The following is a 15,493-nucleotide window of genomic DNA, read 5'->3' as shown; positions in this document are numbered from 1 at the left end:
GCAGCGCATGGCGGGCGGCTAGGCAGGGCGGATGAAGATCATCCGCGACTACCAATTTGTTGCACCTGAAGACCGCGGCGCGAGTGCTGCCATCGGTAACTTCGATGGTGTGCACCTTGGCCATCAGGCCGTCATCGATATCGCGCGCGCCGCGGCCCCCGATGCGCCTCTGGGCATCCTCACGTTTGAACCGCATCCCCGGCAATACTTCGCACCTACGGCGCCGGCCTTTCGGCTGATGGGCGCGGCAGCCCGTGCCAGCCGGCTGGAAAAGCTCGGGGTTAAACGCCTCTATGAATTGAATTTTACCGCAGCCCTCGCGGCCCTGACGCCGGAGGCCTTTGCGCAAGATGTGATCGCAGACGGCTTTGGTTTGCGGCATGTGGTTGTTGGCGCAGATTTCTGTTTCGGCAAGGGCCGGGCGGGTACCGCAGAACATCTACAGGATTTTGGTATACGAATGGGGTTCGGCGTCACGGTCACACCGCTTGTCGCGCATGCGGAGCGCACGGTTTCCTCTACCGCGATCCGACAAGCGCTGAGCGATGGCGATCCGCGTACGGCCGCCGAAATGCTGGGTCACTGGCACCGGATCGAAGGTCCGGTCATCAGCGGCGAACAGCGCGGACGCGAGTTGGGGTATCCAACGGCGAATATGTCCATCGACGGGCTGCATCCGCCTGCGTTCGGCGTCTACGCGGTTCTGGTCGATGTGCGCGAAGGAACGCATCAGGGCAGTTACCATGGTGTCGCATCTCTGGGTGTGCGACCGATGTTTGGCGAGAACCGGCCCAATCTGGAGACCTATATCTTTGACTTCAAAGGGGATCTTTACGGGACGGCCCTGTCGGTGGGGCTCGTGGACCATCTGCGCGGAGAGGAGAATTTCGACAGCCTCGACGCGCTGATCACCCAGATGGATGCCGACAGTCTCGAAGCCCGCCGCATTTTGGCTGCGTTGTGAACGACCTCATTGCACGCAAGGGGCTGACGCCGCGGTTCTGGGAGCGCAAATCGCTGCACCAGATGAGCACAGCCGAATGGGAAGCGCTCTGCGACGGCTGCGGCAAATGCTGTCTCAACAAGCTGGAGGATGAAGACAGCGGCGCGGTTGCCCTGACCCGCATCGCCTGCCGGTTGCTGGACGATGGCACCTGCCGCTGCGCGCATTACGAAAACCGGCACCAGTTCGTGCCCGATTGCATTGTGCTGAAGCCCGACAATCTGGACACGCACGCCTACTGGATGCCCACGACCTGCGCCTACCGGTTACTCTGGCAAGGCGCGCCGCTGCCCGACTGGCACCCGCTGATCACTGGGACGGCCCAGTCCGTCCATGATGCGGGCGTATCGGTTCAAGGCTGGACGCTGAGCGAATTCGACGTGCCCGAAGAAGAGTGGGAAGAACACATCATAGAGGAACCGGTGGATGTTTCTCGCATCAGATAACGCAGGCCCCGCACACCCTAACGTGATACGGCATCTTGCCGAGGCCAACGCAGGTCATATGATGCCCTACGGAGCAGATGCCCCCATGGTGCAGGTGCGCGCGCAGATCCGCGAGATCTTTGAGGCACCGGAAGCAGAGGTCTTTCTGGTGAGCACGGGAACCGCTGCCAACGCGCTCGCACTGGCGTGTTACTGCCAGCCGTGGCAGACGGTCTTTTGCAGCGATGTGGCACATATTCACGAGGACGAATGCAACGCGCCGGAGTTCTTTAGTGCGGGCGCAAAACTGAGCCTCGTCCCGGGTGGCCACAGGATGACCGCACCGGCACTTCACGCGCGGATCGACGCCGAGCAGACCCGTGGTGTGCACGGTCCGCAACGAGGCCCGGTGTCAATCACGCAGGTCACGGAGCGAGGCGGGGTGTATTCGCTCGCGGAGTTGCGCGCCCTTGCAGACGTGGCGAAATCCTTCGGGCTACCGGTCCATCTGGACGGCGCGCGCTTTGCCAATGCGCTGGTGGCACTGGGCTGTTCGCCCGCCGAGATGACTTGGAAATCCGGCGTCGATGTGGTGAGTTTAGGCGGAACCAAGAACGGGTGCCTTGGTGTTGAGGCGGTCGTCCTGTTCGATCCTGCAAACGCCTGGGAATTTGAGCTGCGGCGCAAGCGCGCGGGGCATCTTTTCTCCAAACACCGGTACCTCGCAGCCCAGATGACCGGTTATCTGGAGGCAGACACTTGGATCAAGACCGCACGGCAAGCGAATGAAAATGCAGATTTTTTGGCGAAAGGATTGGCTGAGCGCGGTGCGCAGTTCTTGCATGCACCTCAGGCAAATATGATATTTGCAAGCTTTGCCCGACGCATTCATCAAAGGCTCCACGATGCCGGAGCAAGCTATTACATCTGGGAAGGCAAATTGGAGGGAGAGGATCCAGACACACCGCTTTCCGCGCGGCTCGTCTGCGACTGGTCAATCACCCGTGATCAGATCGAGCTATTCCTCAGTCATTTTGAGTAACGCGCGCATCTCTTTGGCAACCGCTTCCGCGTGGGTGAGCGGCGCCATATGTCCTGCGCCATCAATGCAAACGCGGCGGACATTGGGCAATCTAGTACAAAGACTGTCCACTATCGCATAAATGATATCCGGGGCCTCAGATCCCTGGATCATCAGGCAAGGCATGTTCGCTTTCGGCAAGATATCGGGTGCCAATAGACCGGCATTGTCATGCACAATCCCGGGTGCCTGACCTTGTACCAAGTGAATCCGATCCACCAGATAATCTCGTGTCGCCGGGGGAATGTCCTGCCACTCTGTCCCATCGCCCCACATGCGGTTGAAAGCCCGCGTCGCAACGACTGGCTCGCCGCGCTCAAGGGCATCAAAACAAGGTGTGGCAAGTGCTTCATAGGCTGCCATTCGGTCGGGTGCGTCACGCGCAGCCGCGGCGAAAAACACAGGCTCGATGAGCGTCAGGCTTCGCACCAGAGCAGGACGCTCGGCCGCCACACGCAGCGCGATCACCGCACCGAAGGAATGACCCACTACATCCATTGGCTCGGTCATCCGGGTCAGAGCGGCCTGGGTTGATAGCCTGCACAGATCGGTCTGCCCGTCCCAGTCATCGCTGCGCCCGTGCCCTGGCAGATCAATGGCGTGCAGCGTCAGTTGATCCCCGAGCACCGCGGCGAGCCCATGCCAGACACCCGAATGCGCCAAGGCGCAGTGGATCGCCAATGCCTGCCGCGAACCATGACCAAAGCTGCGGGAGTGAGTTTTCACCCTGCCTCGGACAGATGAGTATCAAGATCCTCGATCCGGTCCTGCCCCCAGAACCGCGCACCGTCATCGGTTATGTAAAAGGGCGTACCGAACACGCCCCGCACGACCGCTTCTTCGAGATTGGCGGCGTAGGTCTCCGCACCGGCCAGCAGGCCACTGTCAGCCAGACCCGGATCGAAGCCCGCCTCTGTGAGACACGCTTTGATCACGTCATCTTCGGCAATGTCCTTCTCTTCCGCCCAGGTCGCGCGACCGATCGCGTGCATCAACACCCCGAGATCACCCCCACCTGCGGCCTGTGCCGCGATAAAAGCGTATGATGCTGGTGCGCCATTGGTCGGCCAGTGCGCTGGTTTGAGATTGAGGGGCATCCCCAGTTTACGCGCTTGACGCGGCAGTTCCTCGGCTCGGTACTCTATGCGCGACGGGTGGCGATCCTTGGGCGCGGTTCCGCCCGTTCGGGCAAAAAGTGCCATAATGTCCAAAGGCTTGTAGGCGATCGTTGCACCGTGTTTTGCGGCGACAGCCTCCGCCCGGGTGCCTGCTAGATAGACGTAGGGCGAGAGGGTCGAGAAATAGAGATCGATATGAGCCATTGGGCATTCCTTTGGGGATGTGTTCTTTGCCGATTGGTAAGGCCGTGGTAGGTGAAGTCAACGCCGCGAATCTGCCGCAGGCAACCACTGCCACCATCCGGGAAATGCCCTACATGCCCCAAATTCAAGAACCGAAACTGATCACCGGCAATTCCAACCTGCCGCTTGCCAATGCGATTGCGCGACGCATGTCGCTGCACCGGGGCAAACAGGTCGGACTTGTCGATGCGCGGGTGGAGCGGTTCAACGACGGCGAAATCTTTGTCGAAGTGTTCGAGAATGTGCGGGGCGAGGACATGTTCATCCTGCAATCCACATCGAATCCGGCTAATGACAACCTGATGGAACTGCTGATCATGGCCGATGCCTTGCGCCGGTCCTCGGCCGCGCGGGTGACGGCGGTCCTGCCCTACTTCGGCTACGCCCGGCAAGATCGGCGTACCAAGGCCCGCACGCCCATCACCGCCAAGCTGGTGGCCAACATGCTGATGGGCACAGGCATCGAACGGGTGTTGACGATGGATCTGCACGCAGCTCAGATCCAGGGCTTCTTTGATATTCCCGTGGACAACCTTTACGCGTCGCCGATCTTTGCGCTGGATATCCAGACCGCCTTTAAGGACCGGATGGGAGAGCTCATGGTCGTATCGCCAGACGTGGGCGGTGTGGCGCGGGCGCGAGAGCTTGCAAAGCGGATCAACTCACCACTGGCAATTGTGGACAAGCGACGGGAAAAACCGGGCGAGATCGCAGAAATGACAGTGATCGGGGATGTGAAGGGGAAAACCTGCCTGATTGTGGATGATATCTGTGATACCGCCGGTACGCTCTGCAAGGCCGCGGAGGTGCTGCTTGAAAACGGCGCCAAGGAAGTTCACTCCTACATTACCCATGGCGTGTTGTCGGGTCCCGCCGTGGGGCGGGTCACCAACTCTGTGATGAAGTCGCTGGTGGTGACGGATTCGATCGCGCCAACGGAGGCGGTTCAGAAAGCCCCCAATATCCGTGTAGTTCCCACAGCGCCGGTCTTTGCACAGGCTATTCTGAACATCTGGAGCGGGACATCCGTCTCATCCCTTTTCGAGGCGGAAACCCTCAGCCCCATCTACGACGGCACCTACGCGGCGGAGTAGCTTTCAGACCAGCAGCACGTTGGCACTGCGTTGCGCGCAGGAGTTTGGCCATAGCTGCCATCAGCACTGAGACGCAGCTCGTCCAGAGGAATACCTGCGCCACCAGATGTTCAACCGCTGCACCAATCATCTGTCGGATCTGGTTGCAGATGGCGATGTCACGCTGTCTCTCGCCGTATCGCCAGAGCACGTCTCCCGAGGTCCGCGCTGAGACCGGAGCCCGTGAGATCGCTGTATGACAGATGCCGCAAATTGAACCGGAAAACACCTCGCACGCCGCTGCTATTACCAAAGGTCGCTGAGTTCCCTGCAGCGACGGACGGGAACGCGACGACTTTTGTGCGTTTGCCCCCTTCAGAACAGCTCCTGCGCCGTCACACCCAATACCCTGTTCGGTCTAGATCCGGGGGGTTGCAATTATCTGGCAGCGGGTCCGGCGACATACTAAAAACGCCGCCAACATGACCGACGTTCACATCCAGCGCGATCGCCGGGCCCTGACATGGCCCAAAAATCGGTGATCCACTTCCGATAGCGCCCGGCTCGCCTTGAAATGAAAAAGGCCCCGCGTCGTGCGAGGCCTTTCTCATCCGTCTTCTCATGAGAAATCAGACGCGGATCTGATCCCCGACCGCAACCATATCGGCCAGCAGTTTCGCCGCGTCATCCACAGGCCCGGGCTCGTTGACAAAGGTCTCCTTTGCCGTGTTGAGCGCATCCTCGGCTTCCTTGATCAGTGCATCCATCTGCTCGGCCGAGACTTCGCTCTTGGGCATCGCCCGTTCGGCCAGAACGGTGATACCGTCCGCACTGATCTCGGCAAACCCGCCTGTGACCAGATACTCCGTGGTGCCGTCTGAGCCTTCCGCGCTCAGCACACCGGGGCGCAGTGTCGTGATGGTCGGCGCATGGCCTGCCATCGCCGTCATGTCGCCGTCGGCCCCCGGGATCTGCACGGCGGTCACCTGCGCGGAGGCAAGGCGCCGCTCGGGCGAGACCAGATCGAATTGTGTCGTGTCAGCCATTCAGACCTCCTCAGGCAGCATCCGCCGCCATTTTCTCGGCTTTGGCTTTCACTTCTTCGATACCACCCACCATGTAGAAGGCACCCTCGGGCAGGTGATCGTACTCACCGGCCACAACCGCTTTGAAGCTCTCGATGGTCTCGGCCAGCGGGACCTGCTTGCCGTCGGCACCGGTAAAGACCTTGGCGACGTCGAAAGGCTGGCTGAGGAAGCGCTGGATCTTGCGGGCGCGCGCCACGGTCAGCTTGTCCTCTTCCGACAGCTCGTCCATGCCGAGGATCGCGATGATGTCCTGAAGCGATTTGTAGCGCTGCAGGATTCCCTGTACGTCGCGGGCGACGGTGTAGTGCTCCTCGCCCAGAACCTGCGGGTCCATCAGACGCGAGGTGGAATCGAGCGGGTCCACCGCCGGGTAGATGCCCAGTTCCGAGATCGCGCGCGAAAGAACGGTGGTCGCATCGAGGTGCGCGAAGGATGTCGCAGGCGCGGGGTCGGTAAGGTCGTCCGCAGGCACGTAGACAGCTTGCACGGAGGTAATCGAGCCCGCTTTGGTGGAGGTGATGCGTTCCTGCATCTGGCCCATGTCGGTGGCCAGGGTCGGCTGATAGCCCACAGCGGAGGGGATCCGGCCCAGAAGGGCGGAGACTTCGGACCCCGCTTGGGTAAAGCGGAAGATGTTGTCGACGAAGAACAGAACGTCTGTGCCCGACTGGTCGCGGAACTGCTCGGCCAGCGTCAGGCCGGTCAGCGCCACACGCATCCGCGCTCCGGGAGGCTCGTTCATCTGACCGTAGACCAGCGCCACCTGAGAGTTCTCAAGGTTTTCGGGGTCGATCACGTTGGATTCAATCATCTCGTGGTAAAGGTCGTTGCCCTCGCGGGTCCGCTCCCCCACACCAGCGAACACGGAGTAGCCCGAGTGCACCTTGGCGATGTTGTTGATGAGTTCCATGATCAGAACCGTCTTGCCGACACCCGCACCCCCGAAGAGGCCGATCTTGCCGCCTTTGGCGTAGGGCGCCAGCAGGTCGATCACCTTGATGCCGGTTTCCAGTACCTCGGAGGTGGTGGACTGCGCCGCGAACTCAGGCGCTTCCTGGTGGATCGCGCGGGTCTCATCCGCGGACACGGGGCCTTTTTCGTCGATAGGCTCGCCCACCACGTTCATGATCCGGCCCAGCGTTGCGTTTCCTACGGGGATGGAAATCGGGCCGTCCTGGTCCGTGACCTTCTGACCGCGTACGAGGCCCTCGGTTGAGTCCATCGCAATCGTCCGTACCGTGTTCTCGCCGAGGTGCTGGGCCACTTCGAGGATCAGGCGGTTGCCGTTATTGTCCGTTTCCAGCGCGTTCAGGATCTCCGGCAGGTGATCCGCGAACTGCACGTCAACGACCGCGCCGATGACCTGGGTGATTTTACCGACTGCATTTGCCATGTCGTTTCTCCGATTTGTTCTACAGCGCTTCCGCGCCGGAAATGATTTCGATCAGCTCGTTGGTGATGACGGCCTGACGCGAGCGGTTGTATTCGATGGTGAGGTCTTCGATCATCTCGCCCGCGTTCCGTGTTGCGTTGTCCATTGCGGACATACGCGCACCCTGCTCGGACGCACCGTTCTCCAACAGCCCCGCAAAGATCTGCGTGGCGACCCCGCGTGGCAGAAGATCGGCGAGGATCGCCTCTTCGTCCGGTTCGTAATCAAAGACCGTCGAGGCGTCATCGCCCTCCACAGCGTCGAACTGGGCGGGAATGATCTGCTGCGCCGTCGGGATCTGGCTGACCACGTTTTCGAAGACCGCATAGAAAAGCGTCGCCACATCAAACTCGCCCGCGTCAAACCGCGTCAGCACATCGCGCGCGATGTTCTGCGCATCCACATAGCCGACCCTCTTGATCTCGGTCATGTCGACGTGGCCAATGTAATACTGGCCATAGTCGCGCTTCATCTGATCGCGGCCCTTCTTGCCGACGGTCAGGATCTTGATCTCCTTACCTTCGGCGAGCAGCTTTTTGGCATGGGTCCGGGCCAGCTTTGCGATGTTGGCGTTAAAGCCACCGCACAGACCGCGCTCGGAGGTCATGACGATCAGCAGCTGCACCTTGTCACTGCCCGTCCCGCTGAGAAGCTTGGGCGCGGTGTCGCTGTCGCCGACAGAAGCTGCCAGTTTGGCCATCACCGCATTGAAGCGTTCGGTGTAGGGGCGCGCGTCTTCAGCGGCCTCCTGCGCGCGGCGCAATTTCGCCGCGGCGACCATCTGCATCGCCTTGGTGATCTTGCGGGTCGATTTGACCGACTCGATCCTGTTTTTGAGGTCCTTGAGACTTGGCATCTGCGGACCCCTTACGCGAAGTCAGAGGCGAATTCGCTGATCGCGGCTTTCAGCTTGTCTGCGGCATCGCCCTTGATCTTGGGATCGTCGTTGGTGATCCAGTCGAGAATGTCCTGATGCTTGGAGCGCATGTGCTGCAGCATCGCTGTCTCGAACCGGCCCACATCCTTAACGTCGACCTTGTCGAGGAACCCGTTGGTCCCCGCAAAGATGACGCAAACGATCTCCGCATTGGTCAGAGGCGAGTACTGTGGCTGCTTCATCAGTTCGGTCAGACGCGCGCCTCGGGCCAGCAACTGCTGGGTGGAGGCATCAAGGTCCGAGCCGAACTGAGCAAAGGCCGCCATTTCGCGATACTGGGCGAGCGAAAGCTTCACCGGACCCGCCACGGAGGACATGGCCGATGTCTGCGCCGAAGAGCCCACACGGGAAACCGAGAGACCTGTGTTCACCGCAGGGCGGATACCTTGGTAGAAAAGTTCAGTCTCAAGGAAGATCTGACCGTCGGTGATGGAGATCACGTTCGTCGGGATAAAGGCCGACACGTCGCCGCCTTGGGTCTCGATGATCGGCAGGGCCGTCAGCGACCCGTTGCCCGCATCGTCACCCAGTTTCGCGGAGCGCTCCAACAGACGGGAGTGGAGGTAGAAAACGTCGCCGGGATAGGCTTCGCGGCCCGGCGGGCGACGCAGCAGCAGGGACATCTGCCGGTAGGACACGGCCTGTTTGGAAAGGTCATCGTAGATGATCAGTGCGTGGCGGCCATTGTCGCGGAAATGCTCGGCCATCGCCGTTGCGGAGTACGGTGCGAGGAACTGCATCGGCGCAGGCTCCGACGCGGTGGCAGCCACGACGATGGAGTACTCGATCGCACCGGTTTCTTCGAGCTTCTTGACCAGCTGCGCCACGGTGGACCGTTTCTGGCCGATGGCCACGTAGATGCAATAGAGCTTCTTGCTCTCATCGTCGCCCGCGGCATCGTTATAGGATTTCTGGTTCAGGATCGCGTCGAGCGCCACGGCGGTCTTGCCGGTCTGGCGGTCACCGATGATCAGCTCCCGCTGGCCACGGCCGATCGGGATCATCGCGTCCACAGATTTGAGGCCGGTCGCCATTGGCTCGTGCACCGATTTGCGCGGGATGATGCCCGGCGCCTTGACGTCCGCCACACCGCGCTTGCTGGCGTTGATCGGGCCCTTTCCGTCAATGGGATTGCCCAGACCGTCTACGACACGACCCAGAAGTTCGTCCCCAATGGGCACGTCCACGATGGCGTTGGTCCGCTTGACGGTGTCGCCTTCCTTGATGTCGCGGTCGGAGCCAAAGATCACCACACCGACGTTGTCGGATTCGAGGTTCAGCGCCATGCCCTGAATGCCGCCGGGAAACTCGACCATCTCACCGGCTTGCACGTTGTCCAGACCGTAGACGCGCGCGATACCGTCCCCAACGGAGAGCACGCGGCCCACTTCGGCGACTTCGGCTTCCTGGCCGAAGTTCTTGATCTGGTCTTTCAGGATCGCAGAAATCTCTGCAGCTTGGATACCCATTTATCCGACCTCTTTCATTGCATTCTGGAGGGAGTTCAGCTTCGCGCGGATCGACGTATCGACCATGCGCGAACCCACTTTGACGATCAGACCACCGATGAGGCTTTCATCAACGGTCTTGTTCAGTGAAACGGTTTTGCCGGTGGAGGCTGTCAGCGAGCTTGCAAGCTTGTCGGCCTGCGCATCGGTCAGCGCCTTGGCGGAGACGACCTCGGCCACCACCTCACCCTTGGCATCGGCAATGATCTCGCGCAATGCGGTGATCAGCTGTGGCAGCACGAAAAGCCGCCGCTTGTCCGCCATCAAGGCCAGCGTGTTGGCAACAGTTGGCGACAGCTCCATCTTGGCGGCCAGTGCGGTGATCGCATCCCGTTGCTGACTGCGCGAATAGATGGGCGAGGCGATAAGATCGCGGAAATCCTCGCTGTCGTTCAGCGCGGTCTGTAGCGCGCCCAGATCGGCTTCAAGCGTCTCAACCGAGTTGCCATCCTTGGCCAGATCGTAGACGGCAGCCGCATAACGCTCGGCAATACTTGTGGAAATCGAAGCTGGTTCTGACACGTCCACCCTTTCGATAGTCTTTTGCCGGATATGCGAATGGATCGCGTCACCGGGGTGTTGGCGCGGCTTGAAGTCAATCAAGTCGGCAAAATCAGCGGTGATGTAGCAGAGAGCCTGCTACCCCGCAACATGAGATAATCTCCCTTGTCTTTTGCTCTTTCAGTTTGTTTTCAGATATTTGATCGGGATGCGACCGTTTGGCATGGCAGAAAAAATCTGGGCAAGGTGGAATTGGTCCGGCGTTTTTCTCGATTCCCACTCACTTGAATGGTCCAGATAGTTCGCTTTTGCCTCTTTTCTATGCAGATGTGCTTCAGACGGGTTTTGCACTGGGTTTGAGAACCGCAGAGGGTCGCAGGCTGCGCGATGGCTCGACCTTCCCCTTTGGCGGGTAGACTAGTTTCGTCGCCTCCACCATGAACGCGCCGCCAGCCATCATCGTGGGCACCTGCCGTCCGACCCGTTCGAAGGCAGCAGCGGTCTTCATCCACCACCGCCTGGCCGAGGGCACCTGGTAGAGCGCGCCCAGATGCCGTTCGGGGAGGAACTGATGCTTGCGCAGCTGCGTCTCCAGCTGGCCAGGCGAATAGGGACGCCCGAAGCCGAAGGGCGTGAGGTCGCGCCGCGCCCACAACCCCGCGCGGTTTGGCACGATGAACAGCGCCCGCCCCCCGGGGCCCAACACCCGCCAGCATTCCTCAAGCAGGTCCGACGCGCGTTCCGAGGTTTCAAGCCCGTGCAGCATGACCAGCTTGTCCACGTGACCTGTCTCGATCGGCCAGAGGGTCTCTTCGGTCAGAACAGAGACATTGGGCAGCCCTGCGGGCCAGGGCATGACCCCCTGCGGCCCCGGCATCAAGGCCATCACCCGCCGCGCCTGGCTGAGGTAGGGACGCAGCAGCGGTGTGGCAAAACCGTAGCCGACGACGGTCTGACCTTTCGCTTCGGGCCAAAGCTCCAGCATGCGCCCGCGCAAGCTCGACTGTGCAGCCCGGCCCAGAGAAGAGCGGTAATAGAAGTTGCGCAGGTCTTGCACATCCAGATGCATTGCGATCCGTCTCTTTTCCCGTCACTCTGTAAGTATAGTGTCGCAAACTCGTTGGAGAATGGCCATGGGCCTTGAGATCGTGACGGTGCCTTGCCTGTCGGACAACTACGCCTTTCTGTTGCACGACAGCGGGAGCGGCCAGACAGCGCTGATCGATGTTCCCGAGGCCGCACCGATCCTTGAGGTGGCCCGGGCGCGTGACTGGCGGATTTCGGAGGTATGGCTGACGCACCACCACGACGATCACGTGCAGGGGCTGGGCGAGATATTGGCGCAGTTTCCCGCAAAGGTGCGCGGGGGCGCTGCCGACACGCACCGTCTGCCATCTTTGGATCATGCACACCGAGGGGAGGATAGCTTTGATTTCGCCGGGCACGCGGTTCGGGTGATAGATGTGCCCGGCCACACCAGCGGTCACATCGCATTTTACGTGGCGGATGCCGAAGCGGCTTTCACCGCAGACAGCTTGATGGCGCTTGGATGCGGTCGGCTGTTTGAAGGGACGGCTGCACAGATGTGGACCTCGCTCAATCGGCTGATGTCGCTGCCGCCTGAGACGCAGATTTGCTCCGGACATGAATATACAGCGTCCAACGCTAAGTTTGCGTTAACCATTGATCCGGATAATCCCGCACTTATATCACGGGAAGCATCGATCCGTGCGACGCGCGCTGCGGATGGTGCTACCGTCCCATCAACACTTGCCCTTGAACTGGCAACCAACCCCTTTCTGCGCGCGTCTGACCGCGACATTCGCGCGCGGTTGAAGATGCCGGACGCTCCCGATGTGGAGGTTTTTGCCGAAATACGCGCCAGAAAGGACGCGTTCTGACGCCGAAATGACAGTCTTCTTGTCCGCTTCACATATTTTGTGACCGCAAATGAGAAGAAAAAACTTGAAGCGGCGCTGCGATCAACCAAACTCTAATACTATGAGGCCATGGTCGGAGTACGGATCGATATAAATCGGATCTCACCCGGCCCCGTTCAGAAGGAGCACCCAGCCGTGCCTTCATTTTCTACCACTCTGGAACAGGCAATCCATTCCGCACTGGCGCTTGCCAATGCCCGTCGCCACGAATTCGCAACGCTGGAGCACTTGCTTCTGGCGCTGATCGACGAACCGGATGCCACCCGTGTCATGAAAGCGTGCAGCGTCGACGTTGATGATTTGCGCAGTACGCTGGTGGAATTCGTGGACGAGGATCTGAGCAATCTCGTCACCGATGTGGACGGCTCCGAAGCGGTGCCGACCGCCGCGTTTCAGCGGGTTATCCAGCGTGCCGCAATCCACGTACAATCCTCCGGTAGGACGGAGGTGACGGGCGCGAACGTGCTGGTCGCCATCTTTGCGGAACGGGAAAGCAACGCGGCCTACTTCCTGCAGGAGCAGGACATGACACGATATGATGCAGTGAATTTCATCGCGCACGGCGTTGCCAAGGACCCGGCTTACGGCGAACAACGTCCCGTCTCCGGCGCGCCAGAACAGGAAGAAGAACCGCAAGGCGTCACCGAAGGCGAAAAGAAAGAGAGCGCGCTGGAGAAATACTGCGTCGATCTCAATGCCAAATCGCGCGAGGGTGATATTGATCCGCTGATCGGGCGGGATCTGGAGGTTGAGCGCTGCATTCAGGTGCTGTGCCGCCGGCGGAAGAACAACCCGCTTCTGGTTGGGGATCCCGGCGTCGGGAAAACGGCCATCGCCGAAGGATTGGCGCGCAAGGTCGTGGCCGGCGAGACGCCAGAAGTCCTGCAAAACACCACCATCTATTCGCTCGACATGGGGGCATTGCTTGCCGGCACACGCTACCGGGGCGACTTTGAAGAGCGGTTGAAGGCCGTTGTTGCAGAGCTGGAAGAGCACGAAGATGCGGTGCTCTTCATCGATGAAATCCATACGGTCATCGGGGCGGGCGCCACATCCGGCGGCGCCATGGATGCGTCAAACTTGCTGAAACCTGCACTGGCAGGGGGTAAATTGCGGACCATGGGCTCCACCACCTACAAGGAGTTCCGGCAGCACTTTGAAAAAGACCGCGCCCTCAGCCGCCGGTTCCAGAAGATCGACATCAACGAGCCCTCTGTCGAGGATGCCGTCAAAATTCTGCGTGGTCTCAAACCCTATTTTGAAGATCACCACTCGGTCAAATATACGGCGGACGCGATCAAAACCAGCGTGGAACTGGCCTCGCGCTATATCAACGACCGCAAACTGCCAGATAGCGCCATTGATGTGATCGATGAAGCGGGTGCTGCACAGCATCTGGTCGTCGCCGCAAAAAGGCGCAAGACGATCGGCACGAAAGAGATCGAAAACGTGGTCGCAAAGATTGCCCGCATTCCACCGAAAAACGTCTCCAAGGACGATGCAGAAGTTTTGAAAGACCTCGAAGGATCGCTGAAACGGGTCGTTTTTGGTCAGGACAAGGCGATCGAGGCGCTGTCGTCGGCGATCAAGCTGGCGCGGGCCGGTCTGCGCGAGCCCGAGAAGCCTATTGGCAACTACCTCTTCGCGGGCCCGACGGGCGTCGGCAAGACCGAAGTCGCCAAGCAGCTTGCCGATACTCTGGGCGTGGAATTGCTGCGGTTCGACATGTCGGAGTATATGGAGAAACACGCGGTCAGCCGTCTGATCGGCGCGCCTCCCGGCTATGTGGGCTTTGACCAGGGCGGCATGCTGACCGATGGGGTGGACCAACACCCGCATTGCGTCTTGCTTCTCGATGAGATGGAGAAGGCACATCCGGATGTCTACAACATCCTGCTGCAGGTCATGGATCACGGCAAGCTGACGGATCACAACGGGCGGACCGTCGACTTCCGGAACGTCGTTCTTATCATGACGTCGAACGCGGGCGCTGCCGAACAGGCCAAAGAGGCGATCGGCTTCGGTCGTGATCGCCGCGAAGGCGAAGACACTGCCGCCATCGAACGAACCTTCACGCCTGAATTCCGCAACCGGCTTGACGCGGTGATCAGTTTTGCGCCGCTGCCGAAAGAGGTGATCCTGCGTGTGGTCGAGAAATTCGTGCTACAGCTCGAAGCTCAGTTGATGGACCGCAATGTAACCATTGAACTGACCAAGCCTGCGGCAGAGTGGCTCGCTGACAAAGGATATGATGCGAAAATGGGCGCCAGACCTCTCGGCAGGGTGATCCAGGAACACATCAAGAAACCACTGGCGGAAGACCTGCTCTTTGGCAAACTGTCGAAAGGCGGGATCGTAAAGGTCGGGATCAAGGGTGGCGAAATCGACCTGAAAATCGAAGGCCCGGACAAACCGAGGCTGTCAGGTGACAAACCACCGCTGTTGACTGCGGAATAACGTGACGGAGCACTGCCCGCGGCGCACTATGCCGCGGGCTTTTGAGCCTGTCGTCCATGAAAATAAGTCTGTGCCGTCAGCTGATCAAAAGACGTGACAGCGACGGGACCTGTTATTGTTTGAGCTGCGCGTTGAATTGCAAGGTTTGCTCCGATTGCTTGTATAGAAAATCGCTGAACTCACACGGCGCGAATACGGTCGGCCGGAAAGGCTGATGCCGGTGGCTCAGCAACTATTCGTCGTTCAGGATCTGTATGCTTCCCGCTTTTCGTTCCAGCGGGTTCTTGTTTTCCAATCGCAACACTCGGGACGTTGTCATTTGAGGTCCCAACAGTGGAGTAGAACTTCGGCCACCATCGCTCAGATTGCCGACCTTAGGTGTAAAACGCACCAATAGTCTATCTGAACAATCGGCCCGCATGAGACCATAACGTAGGCATGCAAAGCACCATCCACGGACTGACCAAGAAGCGCGCTGAGATAACAGGAGGCCAGCACAAGGTCGCGCCGAAAACCCCAGACGCTCTCGAGGCCGATCTGGAGGCCATGGACCGCGCGCTGGTGCTATGTGGCTAAGCGCCCTGGCAGAAGGGTTCAGCCAAGAACTTGAACAAGCGCGCATGCCGATATCTGCCGCGAGACACGCAACTGGCGGCGCTCTTAAATCGCAATAAGGCGATTTGCGAC

General features: G+C 60.0%; 15 protein-coding genes. 7 read left to right on the top strand and 8 right to left on the bottom strand.

Features of this window, described 5'->3' with window-relative positions; all coding sequences use genetic code 11:
- The first annotated feature begins 31 nt into the window (after nt 1-31).
- The 3 genes from Q1A53_RS20010 to Q1A53_RS20000 are packed head-to-tail and all read left to right on the top strand — an operon-like array spanning nt 32 to nt 2,470.
- Nucleotides 32-964, top strand: a complete 933-nt coding sequence (locus Q1A53_RS20010) for a bifunctional riboflavin kinase/FAD synthetase (protein WP_299969973.1) — start codon at nt 32-34, stop codon at nt 962-964.
- Entirely contained in the window at nt 961-1,449 is a 489-nt protein-coding gene (locus Q1A53_RS20005) for a YcgN family cysteine cluster protein (protein ID WP_299969969.1), read from the top strand. The genes Q1A53_RS20010 and Q1A53_RS20005 overlap by 4 nt, the downstream gene beginning before the upstream one ends.
- On the top strand, nt 1,430-2,470 hold the full coding sequence (locus tag Q1A53_RS20000) for a beta-eliminating lyase-related protein (protein ID WP_299969965.1): 1,041 nt from the start codon (nt 1,430-1,432) through the stop codon (nt 2,468-2,470). Before Q1A53_RS20005 ends, Q1A53_RS20000 begins: the two co-directional genes overlap by 20 nt.
- Here Q1A53_RS20000 and Q1A53_RS19995 read toward each other — a convergent pair.
- Entirely contained in the window at nt 2,447-3,235 is a 789-nt protein-coding gene (locus Q1A53_RS19995; protein ID WP_299969963.1) for an alpha/beta hydrolase, read from the bottom strand. The two genes, Q1A53_RS20000 and Q1A53_RS19995, sit on opposite strands and share 24 nt — an antisense overlap.
- Complete coding sequence (locus Q1A53_RS19990) at nt 3,232-3,831, bottom strand: 2-hydroxychromene-2-carboxylate isomerase (RefSeq protein WP_299969961.1); 600 nt, start codon at nt 3,829-3,831, stop codon at nt 3,232-3,234. Before Q1A53_RS19990 ends, Q1A53_RS19995 begins: the two co-directional genes overlap by 4 nt.
- 113 nt (nt 3,832-3,944) lie before the next feature.
- On the opposite strand from Q1A53_RS19990, the gene Q1A53_RS19985 reads away from it, so the two are divergent.
- A complete protein-coding gene (locus Q1A53_RS19985; protein WP_299969958.1) occupies nt 3,945-4,964 on the top strand; it encodes a ribose-phosphate pyrophosphokinase in 1,020 nt (339 codons plus the stop codon).
- Between the two features lie 608 nt (nt 4,965-5,572).
- Here the strand turns inward: Q1A53_RS19985 and Q1A53_RS19980 are convergent.
- The 6 genes from Q1A53_RS19980 to Q1A53_RS19955 form a co-directional block, all read right to left on the bottom strand.
- Nucleotides 5,573-5,989: a F0F1 ATP synthase subunit epsilon gene (locus Q1A53_RS19980; RefSeq protein WP_299969953.1), complete on the bottom strand. Its 417-nt coding sequence runs from the start codon at nt 5,987-5,989 to the stop codon at nt 5,573-5,575.
- Between the two features lie 10 nt (nt 5,990-5,999).
- Nucleotides 6,000-7,424 (bottom strand): F0F1 ATP synthase subunit beta, encoded by a 1,425-nt coding sequence (atpD, locus tag Q1A53_RS19975; RefSeq protein WP_299969950.1) that lies wholly within the window; start codon nt 7,422-7,424, stop codon nt 6,000-6,002.
- A gap of 19 nt (nt 7,425-7,443) precedes the next feature.
- Nucleotides 7,444-8,319 carry a F0F1 ATP synthase subunit gamma gene (locus Q1A53_RS19970; RefSeq protein ID WP_299969947.1) on the bottom strand — a complete coding sequence of 292 codons (876 nt, stop codon included), beginning with the start codon at nt 8,317-8,319 and terminating at the stop codon, nt 7,444-7,446.
- A gap of 11 nt (nt 8,320-8,330) precedes the next feature.
- Nucleotides 8,331-9,869, bottom strand: coding sequence for a F0F1 ATP synthase subunit alpha (atpA, locus tag Q1A53_RS19965; RefSeq protein ID WP_299969944.1), 1,539 nt, complete (start codon nt 9,867-9,869; stop codon nt 8,331-8,333).
- Nucleotides 9,870-10,430 (bottom strand): F0F1 ATP synthase subunit delta, encoded by a 561-nt coding sequence (locus tag Q1A53_RS19960; protein WP_299969941.1) that lies wholly within the window; start codon nt 10,428-10,430, stop codon nt 9,870-9,872.
- A gap of 313 nt (nt 10,431-10,743) precedes the next feature.
- Nucleotides 10,744-11,478, bottom strand: coding sequence for a class I SAM-dependent methyltransferase (locus tag Q1A53_RS19955; protein WP_299969939.1), 735 nt, complete (start codon nt 11,476-11,478; stop codon nt 10,744-10,746).
- A gap of 64 nt (nt 11,479-11,542) precedes the next feature.
- Here Q1A53_RS19955 and gloB point away from each other — a divergent pair, with 64 nt between their 5' ends.
- The 3 genes from gloB (at nt 11,543) to Q1A53_RS19940 (ending at nt 15,382) form a co-directional block, all read left to right on the top strand.
- Nucleotides 11,543-12,310, top strand: coding sequence for a hydroxyacylglutathione hydrolase (gene gloB, locus Q1A53_RS19950; RefSeq protein WP_299969936.1), 768 nt, complete (start codon nt 11,543-11,545; stop codon nt 12,308-12,310).
- A 174-nt stretch (nt 12,311-12,484) separates the two neighbouring features.
- Complete coding sequence (gene clpA / locus Q1A53_RS19945; protein WP_299969933.1) at nt 12,485-14,806, top strand: ATP-dependent Clp protease ATP-binding subunit ClpA; 2,322 nt, start codon at nt 12,485-12,487, stop codon at nt 14,804-14,806.
- Between the two features lie 438 nt (nt 14,807-15,244).
- Entirely contained in the window at nt 15,245-15,382 is a 138-nt protein-coding gene (locus Q1A53_RS19940; RefSeq protein WP_299969930.1) for a hypothetical protein, read from the top strand.
- Nucleotides 15,383-15,493 lie beyond the last annotated feature (111 nt).

The organism is uncultured Roseobacter sp. (assembly GCF_947496515.1).
Taxonomy (GTDB): Bacteria; Pseudomonadota; Alphaproteobacteria; order Rhodobacterales; family Rhodobacteraceae; genus Roseobacter.
Note: the sequence above shows the minus strand (reverse complement) of the source record. Positions and strands in the feature narration are given on the sequence as shown.

Coding starts and splice junctions, on each gene's coding strand:
- Q1A53_RS20010 (WP_299969973.1), top strand. CDS start 32: ATGAAGATCATCCGCGACTACCAATTTGTTGCACCTGAAGACCGCGGC.
- Q1A53_RS20000 (WP_299969965.1), top strand. CDS start 1,430: ATGTTTCTCGCATCAGATAACGCAGGCCCCGCACACCCTAACGTGATA.
- Q1A53_RS19990 (WP_299969961.1), bottom strand. CDS start 3,831: ATGGCTCATATCGATCTCTATTTCTCGACCCTCTCGCCCTACGTCTAT.
- Q1A53_RS19985 (WP_299969958.1), top strand. CDS start 3,945: ATGCCCCAAATTCAAGAACCGAAACTGATCACCGGCAATTCCAACCTG.
- Q1A53_RS19980 (WP_299969953.1), bottom strand. CDS start 5,989: ATGGCTGACACGACACAATTCGATCTGGTCTCGCCCGAGCGGCGCCTT.
- atpD (WP_299969950.1), bottom strand. CDS start 7,424: ATGGCAAATGCAGTCGGTAAAATCACCCAGGTCATCGGCGCGGTCGTT.
- Q1A53_RS19970 (WP_299969947.1), bottom strand. CDS start 8,319: ATGCCAAGTCTCAAGGACCTCAAAAACAGGATCGAGTCGGTCAAATCG.
- atpA (WP_299969944.1), bottom strand. CDS start 9,869: ATGGGTATCCAAGCTGCAGAGATTTCTGCGATCCTGAAAGACCAGATC.
- Q1A53_RS19955 (WP_299969939.1), bottom strand. CDS start 11,478: ATGCATCTGGATGTGCAAGACCTGCGCAACTTCTATTACCGCTCTTCT.
- gloB (WP_299969936.1), top strand. CDS start 11,543: ATGGGCCTTGAGATCGTGACGGTGCCTTGCCTGTCGGACAACTACGCC.
- Q1A53_RS19940 (WP_299969930.1), top strand. CDS start 15,245: ATGCAAAGCACCATCCACGGACTGACCAAGAAGCGCGCTGAGATAACA.